Genomic DNA, 6787 nt, shown 5'->3' on the forward strand with positions numbered 1-6787 from the left:
TGGGTCCATCTCATCCCTTCAGGGGCCAATTTCCACCACTCTGCTGGACGTTACCTGTTCCTCCCCCTGATAATGCACCGGCGGGCCGAGAGATTGATCCAGATCAGTTTCCGCACGCTGATGTTCATGCCGCTGGGCTGTTGGGCGGGTCATGAAAGACGAGGCTGATATCCTCCACGTCCGTCTGGAGAAGCTGTTGGACCTGGCGCGGCACGCCGCGCCAGAAGATCGGACCCGCATTGAGCGCACAATCCGACTTGCCAGCCAAGCGATCCAGGAGGTTGCCCGGGCCCGAGAGGAGGCGCAGCGTGCGGCGTTACCGAAGCAGGAAGCCGAGGCCAACATGGTACATCAGCGGAGAGAGCAGGTGGCCCTGCCGGCGGAGCTGCACATTATACGCGAGGACAGTTCAGAGTAGCGAACTTTCCATAAAGTATCTTACACGGCTTGTCTGTACCAAACGGTACCTTGCGCCGGCACCTACAACACCCGATCTGTTGTTCATTGCCTGCTACGATCCCGGCAGCCGGTGACAGAGAGAGACGTGTGCTCCCGCCCTATGAGGAGCGCGCATGAACCGCTTGGATCGCCTAATAGAACTGGCCCAGTCTGCCTCTCCGATGGACCGCCTCCGTATCGAACGCACGATCAGGCTTATTATGCGAGCGCGGGAAACAGTTCTCCGGATCCAGCGGAGGGAACAGCAGGCATGGGAGCGATTGACCCGAGCCAAGGCTGCCTCACAGCGGATCCGGGAGGATGGTACGGGCCAAGTGACCGGGTTGCTTATCATGAAAAAAGACGTCTTCCAGTAGTGCCATTTCCATAATGGAGTTACACGCTTGGTAGCGCTGCCATTCTGATCCAGGTTTCGTGCCGCTGCGGTATGGCGCAAACTGGTATTCCGGAGCAGAGGAGAACCAGCCATGTCCAGTGAGGACAACCACCCGCAGGACTGGGCAGAGGCGGAACGCCGGCGCGACCGAGCCGAGGATCGGCGCGCCGATGACGAGGAACAGCGGAAGTTTTCCGAGGAGGTGCGCGACGCCTCGGAAATCCAACGCTTGGATCAAGAGGAGAGCCGGGAAAAGGCAGAGATGGTGCGGGGGGTTGCCGAGAAGCTTAGGGCTGCTATGGAAGCAATGCGCCGAGCTGTCGAACATGCACGGGCATCCGCGGAAGACGCCAGGATGTTTAGAGAACAAGCCCGGCAAGCCGCTGAGGAGGCTCGGCACAATGCCGAGGAGTGGCGCATCGCGCTGGCTGAACAGCGCGAAATCACAGCGGAGATGAACGAGACGCTGCGGGTGTGGAAGAAGGCGGTGGAGCAGGAGCAGAATGATGATCAACCGTTGCTCCTGCCTAGTGACACAGTATGACCGATACTGCCCAGCTCTTGGAGCGGGCGCGGGCGACGGTTGAGCGGGTTCGGGAGTTGGTCGAACCTGTCTCCCGCCCCTTGCCGGTCGGTGAGGATCTCGCCCAGCTCCTGAAGCGGGCACGGGCGACGGTTGAGCGGTCCCGGGAGCTGGTCGAAGCAGTCCGCGCCGCCCGGATGCAGGCGGCATCGGTGCGCGTCGAGAAAGCGATGGAGCGAGAAGAGGAGCGTTTCCGGCAAATAGCTCGCCGGGAAATAGTACCTTTCCCAAAAGGTTAGTATCCGTCTGGTCTGAAACCTCCCCGCGCCTGAGCTGTTGGGCGCGGCATGACGGACGACCCGGATCGCCATGCCCTACCGTCGGAGGATCTCGCCCAGCTCAGGGCGCGGGCGGCGGATGCTACTGCCCGGCTCCGGGAACTGGTCGAACAGTCGCGCGAGCTTCAGGCGCAAGCGGCATCGCTGGTTGCCGAGAACCATGTGCTGCGGGACGAGGTGCGTTTCCGGGTGATGGCTCTACGCAAAGTAGATCGCTTTCCATAAGGTTAGTCTCACCCCGGCCATGGTGGGCGCGATGGTTTCCGAGCTGTGATGTTCGGAAGTGTACAGACGCCTTTGGCATAACCGTTTTTAGATCCCGGCTATCAGAAACGGAGGTGGTTAATGGTGGAAGTTAGTTCTGAAGCTCGGGAGGCACGGCTTGCAGCCCTGAGAGAGCGAGCGCAGACTGTTTTTGAGCGCTCCCGTCGCTTGGTTGAAGAAGCAAGAAAGATCAGAGCTGAGGCAGAAGCAAAACGCTCCAAAATTTCTGCATAGAGCTTTGCGAATAGCTTAGATGGCACAAGACCGCCCGTCGCTGATTGACCATTTGGACGGCCTGATCTTTCTAGCAGATCAGGCACGGCATCTTCCGCCGGCGAGATCCTTGTATCTCGCCCACACATTCCGGCGGCTTGGTCAGGCGTATCAGGATGCCGCCCTGGCGCAACGGCACGGCTATCCTGTTCGGTTGCATATCTCGTATAACTACATCTTAAAGTAGCAAACTCCTGTAAAGTGCTTAGACAATTAGTCAAACCGGCATGGTGGATTGATCTAGATCAATCTCCGTTCGCTGCTGTTCGTATCGATGAGCTGTTGAGCTGCCCATGGCAAAGATGGGACTTGAGAACGTCGATGGTGGGCGCGTCTCAGTCAGCTTTCTTTATCCCTAAACAGTTCCAATTCTGGCGGCACAGGATCGGGATTTTCCCCATTGATAAGCCGGTGGGCAACATCAACGCTCGCCAGCAACGTTCTCGACCCCCAAGGCTTTCCTAAATAGCCAAGAGCCGCATCTTTGTTCTCCCGAGCCTCTTTAGCTTGACCGGAAACAAATAGCGACGGCACTCCACACTTATCCAAAAGATCTCTGGCGAAATCTATGCCTGCTCCTCTTCCCTCCTGGAGATTTATATTTACAAGGGCTAAATCGGGACAATCATTTCCACTAATTTTCGCTGCTTCATCAATGGTCATTGCAATCCCTATAACTGTATGACCGGCACTTTCAAGGGTGCCTTGAATATCCAAAGCAACCAACATTTCGTCTTCAACAATCAAAATACGCATACTAGGATCCTAACAACCTTACAGAACATATAGCATTAAAATTGTTCTTAAACACTTCATACCTTCCTTAGGTTAATTTGCCGGAAGCCCTGTCGAACTTTACCTAGATTTAGAGCGTTTCCCCTGTGCTTTCAACGGTCACCCATACGCGGTGCGGTTTCCACGCACCTTATAGCGCCGCGTTCCATAACATTCCTAAAAGTCTGTTTGTAGACGTCAGGCGCTGATTTCCTGGGTCGCAAGGCGCACCAGCCGGCGAGACAGGATGGAGATGAAGGCGATCTCGATGAAAGCGACGAGGTGAGCCTCTGTCCGCTCAAATATGGTGTTCAACCGACGGTAGCGGCTGATCCAGCCCAGCGAGCGCTCGACCACCCACCGAATGCCTTGCGGAATGAAGGTTCCGCCGTGACCGCCGGCGCTGGGTTGGATGGTGATGCCAGACGCCTCTCCGACCTTTGAGAGTCGTTCGCCTCGATAGCTGAGATCGCCCAGGGCTGTTCCCTTGAAGCCGCGGCCGGCAAGCTGATGCAGCACCGGCACGATGCCCTTGCCATCATGGACATTCGCCGGCGAGACGTTGATCGCCAGCGGGAAGCCGTATTTATCCACGGCGATATGTATTTTGATGCCCTTGATCTTCTTACCGCCGTCGAAGCCGCGGCCGAAGCAAGTCGGTGCCGAATGACACGAGCGGCTGTCGATGATGACGGTGCTGGGTATGGGTTTGTCGCCGCAGGCATGTCGCCAGGCCAGGATCAGGCGGTTGAGCAGGCGACGCCACAGCCCAAGCCGGGTCCAGCGGGCGAACAACGTGTAGAGCGTGCTGAACGGGATGTCGCACAGCAGGCCGATGGCACGCCACTGCAGGCCGCAGAACGCTACACACCAGATCGCCAGGACCGCCTTGCGCAGCGCCGCTCCGGTCAACGGCGGCTTGGGCCCGGAGCGGGTCGACCGGGTGCCGTCTGCTGCCATGGCCGCGAGCTCCGCCAGTACCGCTTCGACGAAGGCGTCGACGTTGGCAAAAGCATCCCAAGAGGCCGGGGACGTCTTGGCGGGTATGAAGGCGGTGCCCATATGCTGCGGATCCGGTGGCTGTTGGCGACGGCCGCAGACATAGCCCGATAGCCTCCCGCGCGTCACCCCCTACTCATCTCAAAGTAGCATCCTGATCAGCAACGGCCGGCACGCCCCGTCTGCAAACAGCCTCTCAGCCTTTACATCGATCATCTCAGTTGCAGTTGGCCTTGTTCTTCTCCGCGATCTGCTGGCGGAGTTCGGCCATCGACATCGACGGCATCTTCGTTGCGGTTGCTTTGGACAGGATCTGTCGAGCGGCGCCCAGGCTGTTCATCGCTGTGTTCAGTGCTGCTTGCTGCTTGGTGTTGTCGGGTAGCGGCACCTTCGGAATGTCGTCGCGCGTGGTAAGCGGCGGCTTCGGTGGCGGCGTTTCTCCGACACCAGCGTTGGAGCCTGTGATGGTGGCAGGCATATCGCCATAGGATGGCTGGCCGGTGATTTGCGCCCGGTTGTCCACGTTCAGCAGGCCGTTCCCTCGGCATCCGGACTGGTCGTAGACGGTGACGTTGTTGAGCTGGACCGACTGGTTGCCGCCAGTAATGATGGGATACCGGCAACCACCTTCACCGCCGGAAAGCTTCTCGATCCCGACTATGGACGACATCGACGAAGCTTACCGCCCCCGCAGCGTGACGCCCGGCATCATGTTCCCTCTGTCGATCGCCGAAGCCTTCGCGTTGGCGAACGACATTGAACTGGAAATGGCGACTGACGACGAGTTGTTCTGCGCCGGCCTGATCGCCGCTTACAGTCCGTACGGCCAGCCCGAAGTCTGCTCTCGTGACTGGCGCACCCACGTCACCGCTCTGGTCGCGCTGGGCCTCTCCGTTGACTGCCCTCCCCTGCCTGATGGCCGCTCCTGGCGGAACGTGGCTCGTGACCGCCTGGGCGCCTTCCGCCGGGCTGTTGCAGCCGCCGCCACCGCCTCCAACCTCGTTGCAGCCGAGTGACCCCCATGACGCGCAAAAGCATCCTTGCCGCCGCCGCTCTGGTCCTCAGCGCGTGCGCTGGCTCCACCACTCCGCACTTATCCGAAACCCTCAACGAAACCGACCTGGAACGGCTCCGGGGTGCCCACTGGTACGCCTATCATGGCACCATCGCCCAGCAGGCTATCTGGAGCAACGTCAGCACCGGCCTGGGTGGGCACCGTCCGAGCTTTGGCCGAGTTCCGCGACCCCGATACCGGCCTGCCATGCCGCAAGGTGGTCGAGGATACCCGCTCGACCGCAGGCGCCCGCGACATCCGGATCGGCACCGCTTGTCGGAAGGACGATGGCGACCTGGTGGTGACCTACTCGAACCAGGTGGATGGGTGATCGTCATGGAAAACAAAACCCTCCTGCTCGATATGGCCCGCAAAAATCAGATGGGTTGCTACGCCGGCATCCCCGACACCGGGCCAACCGGCGCCATCTGCTCCGGCTGCGTCCTGCTGGTGCCGGAAGGCTCCAAATTCGTTTGCGCGAAGTACCAACGCCTCACCGGCCGCAAGGGCAAGCCGATCAGCGGCAACAGCGCGGCTTGCCGATATTTCGAACAGCGCCGTGTGATCAACTCGATCAAGACATTAGCAGCCTGCAGCGGGGGCGAGGTATGAGCGCCCCCCATTGCATCACCATGCCCGCTGATGTCGGAGGGCTCCGCATACGGGACTGGATAGAACTCGCTAATGCCGCGATCGACGGACGTTCGGAAGCATGGCGGCGGCGGCGGCTGGACCTGAACCAGGCCGAAATCATTGACCTTCGCCGTATCCGTCCGGACTGGGCTGACAAGATCACCACCGCCGCTACCTCGACCGACAGCCCGCCGGGAGGCTGAGTGCGATGCCGTTATCCCCTACGCGAAGTCACAGCGTCCTACATCAATGACGATGACGACAGCATGTTCCACTTCCTTAATGGTTGAGAGGAATGGGGACTTCGGCCCCCAGCCTTCGGCACGAAGTACAAAAAGAGGCACGCCATGGCAACGTTCCACGACGCAAAACTCGCTGGCATGATGGCTGGAATGTCCGCCAAAGCCGAGCGCCAGCCGCCCGCAGAGTACGACGACAGCAGCCTTCGTGACGCATGGCTACGAGGCTTTGACGAGATGCAGCAGTCCCTCGGCACATGGTCACCGGCTCTGCCGGCGCAGCAAGTAACGCCGAATGTCACCGATGCGAAACGTCCGGCACGCAAGCGGAGGGTGGAGGCGCAGGAAGCCGAAGCTGAACCACCGTCTTCGTCAAGTAAGTTCAGCATGCTCGCGATCTTGGATGACAGACTCGCGTGACGGATATAATCGGCAGGGCTTCATCCCGAGGGGAGCATGCTTATCCGCTTGATATATCGGCTCTACCGAGCCACTCCCAGGTTCAGCGTCATGGGCTACCGTCAAGAAAGGGTACTCGTGCTGGACTGGTTCGGTCGAACCTGGGAGTGGCGCTGGCCGAGCCGCCGCTGAATGCCATCATCCCTCTGGATAAGTCGCCGAGACGGCCCGCCATTATCACCGATGCGGGCCGTTGTCGTGTCCGAGTGGGGCATCACTGCCGGGAGTTCCGATCGTGCTCCATTTCATGAATTTGGCGCTGAAGGTCCGCAATCATCTCATCTCGACGGTCTATCTCGCGGATCATCTCGTTGATCCTGGCACGGGCACCGTCAACTTGATGGGCGTCTAAGCGCGGTGGGGTATCTTGCGGGCTTGGGCGCAGCCCTGGTCCGT

Annotated in this window: 13 protein-coding genes; 9 read left to right on the forward strand and 4 right to left on the reverse strand. The window is 59.7% G+C overall.

Features of this window, described 5'->3' with window-relative positions:
• The first annotated feature begins 151 nt into the window (after positions 1-151).
• The 4 genes from AC5JJ6_RS34735 (at position 152) to AC5JJ6_RS34750 (ending at position 1921) form a co-directional block, all read left to right on the forward strand.
• Complete coding sequence (locus AC5JJ6_RS34735; RefSeq protein ID WP_496046414.1) at positions 152-418, forward strand: hypothetical protein; 267 nt, start codon at positions 152-154, stop codon at positions 416-418.
• 508 nt (positions 419-926) lie between these two features.
• Positions 927-1379, forward strand: a complete 453-nt coding sequence (locus AC5JJ6_RS34740; protein ID WP_496046415.1) for a hypothetical protein — start codon at positions 927-929, stop codon at positions 1377-1379.
• On the forward strand, positions 1376-1657 hold the full coding sequence (locus AC5JJ6_RS34745; RefSeq protein ID WP_496046416.1) for a hypothetical protein: 282 nt from the start codon (positions 1376-1378) through the stop codon (positions 1655-1657). Before AC5JJ6_RS34740 ends, AC5JJ6_RS34745 begins: the two co-directional genes overlap by 4 nt.
• 48 nt (positions 1658-1705) lie before the next feature.
• On the forward strand, positions 1706-1921 hold the full coding sequence (locus tag AC5JJ6_RS34750) for a hypothetical protein (RefSeq protein WP_496046417.1): 216 nt from the start codon (positions 1706-1708) through the stop codon (positions 1919-1921).
• A gap of 651 nt (positions 1922-2572) precedes the next feature.
• Here the strand turns inward: AC5JJ6_RS34750 and AC5JJ6_RS34755 are convergent.
• The 3 genes from AC5JJ6_RS34755 to AC5JJ6_RS34765 form a co-directional block, all read right to left on the reverse strand.
• Positions 2573-2989 (reverse strand): response regulator, encoded by a 417-nt coding sequence (locus AC5JJ6_RS34755; protein ID WP_496046418.1) that lies wholly within the window; start codon positions 2987-2989, stop codon positions 2573-2575.
• A 216-nt stretch (positions 2990-3205) separates the two neighbouring features.
• Entirely contained in the window at positions 3206-4069 is an 864-nt protein-coding gene (locus AC5JJ6_RS34760) for an IS5 family transposase (protein ID WP_496046419.1), read from the reverse strand.
• Positions 4070-4223: 154 nt separating this feature from the next.
• The gene (locus AC5JJ6_RS34765; protein ID WP_496046420.1) at positions 4224-4676 is read right to left on the reverse strand and encodes a hypothetical protein; all 453 of its coding nucleotides are present in this window, start codon (positions 4674-4676) and stop codon (positions 4224-4226) included.
• Between AC5JJ6_RS34765 and AC5JJ6_RS34770 the strand changes: the two genes are divergently transcribed.
• From AC5JJ6_RS34770 to AC5JJ6_RS34790, 5 genes are all read left to right on the forward strand, one after another.
• Positions 4666-5022 (forward strand): hypothetical protein, encoded by a 357-nt coding sequence (locus tag AC5JJ6_RS34770; protein WP_496046421.1) that lies wholly within the window; start codon positions 4666-4668, stop codon positions 5020-5022. The genes AC5JJ6_RS34765 and AC5JJ6_RS34770 overlap by 11 nt on opposite strands.
• Positions 5023-5214: 192 nt before the next feature.
• Positions 5215-5391: a hypothetical protein gene (locus AC5JJ6_RS34775; RefSeq protein ID WP_496046422.1), complete on the forward strand. Its 177-nt coding sequence runs from the start codon at positions 5215-5217 to the stop codon at positions 5389-5391.
• Between the two features lie 5 nt (positions 5392-5396).
• Positions 5397-5672, forward strand: a complete 276-nt coding sequence (locus AC5JJ6_RS34780; RefSeq protein WP_496046423.1) for a hypothetical protein — start codon at positions 5397-5399, stop codon at positions 5670-5672.
• The gene (locus tag AC5JJ6_RS34785) at positions 5669-5896 is read left to right on the forward strand and encodes a hypothetical protein (RefSeq protein ID WP_496046424.1); all 228 of its coding nucleotides are present in this window, start codon (positions 5669-5671) and stop codon (positions 5894-5896) included. Before AC5JJ6_RS34780 ends, AC5JJ6_RS34785 begins: the two co-directional genes overlap by 4 nt.
• A gap of 144 nt (positions 5897-6040) precedes the next feature.
• A complete protein-coding gene (locus AC5JJ6_RS34790; protein ID WP_496046425.1) occupies positions 6041-6352 on the forward strand; it encodes a hypothetical protein in 312 nt (103 codons plus the stop codon).
• 253 nt (positions 6353-6605) lie between these two features.
• Here AC5JJ6_RS34790 and AC5JJ6_RS34795 read toward each other — a convergent pair.
• Positions 6606-6787 (reverse strand): hypothetical protein (locus AC5JJ6_RS34795; RefSeq protein WP_496046426.1); only part of this gene is annotated, 182 nt, incomplete at its 5' end.

The sequence above is a fragment of the Skermanella sp. genome (assembly GCF_059503625.1).

Excerpts from the sequence above, each read along its gene's own strand:
- AC5JJ6_RS34780 (WP_496046423.1), top strand. The coding sequence starts at position 5,397 with ATGGAAAACAAAACCCTCCTGCTCGATATGGCCCGCAAAAATCAGATG.
- AC5JJ6_RS34760 (WP_496046419.1), bottom strand. The coding sequence starts at position 4,069 with ATGGGCACCGCCTTCATACCCGCCAAGACGTCCCCGGCCTCTTGGGAT.
- AC5JJ6_RS34745 (WP_496046416.1), top strand. The coding sequence starts at position 1,376 with ATGACCGATACTGCCCAGCTCTTGGAGCGGGCGCGGGCGACGGTTGAG.
- AC5JJ6_RS34785 (WP_496046424.1), top strand. The coding sequence starts at position 5,669 with ATGAGCGCCCCCCATTGCATCACCATGCCCGCTGATGTCGGAGGGCTC.
- AC5JJ6_RS34765 (WP_496046420.1), bottom strand. The coding sequence starts at position 4,676 with ATGTCGTCCATAGTCGGGATCGAGAAGCTTTCCGGCGGTGAAGGTGGT.
- AC5JJ6_RS34740 (WP_496046415.1), top strand. The coding sequence starts at position 927 with ATGTCCAGTGAGGACAACCACCCGCAGGACTGGGCAGAGGCGGAACGC.
- AC5JJ6_RS34770 (WP_496046421.1), top strand. The coding sequence starts at position 4,666 with ATGGACGACATCGACGAAGCTTACCGCCCCCGCAGCGTGACGCCCGGC.
- AC5JJ6_RS34750 (WP_496046417.1), top strand. The coding sequence starts at position 1,706 with ATGACGGACGACCCGGATCGCCATGCCCTACCGTCGGAGGATCTCGCC.
- AC5JJ6_RS34790 (WP_496046425.1), top strand. The coding sequence starts at position 6,041 with ATGGCAACGTTCCACGACGCAAAACTCGCTGGCATGATGGCTGGAATG.
- AC5JJ6_RS34735 (WP_496046414.1), top strand. The coding sequence starts at position 152 with ATGAAAGACGAGGCTGATATCCTCCACGTCCGTCTGGAGAAGCTGTTG.
- AC5JJ6_RS34755 (WP_496046418.1), bottom strand. The coding sequence starts at position 2,989 with ATGCGTATTTTGATTGTTGAAGACGAAATGTTGGTTGCTTTGGATATT.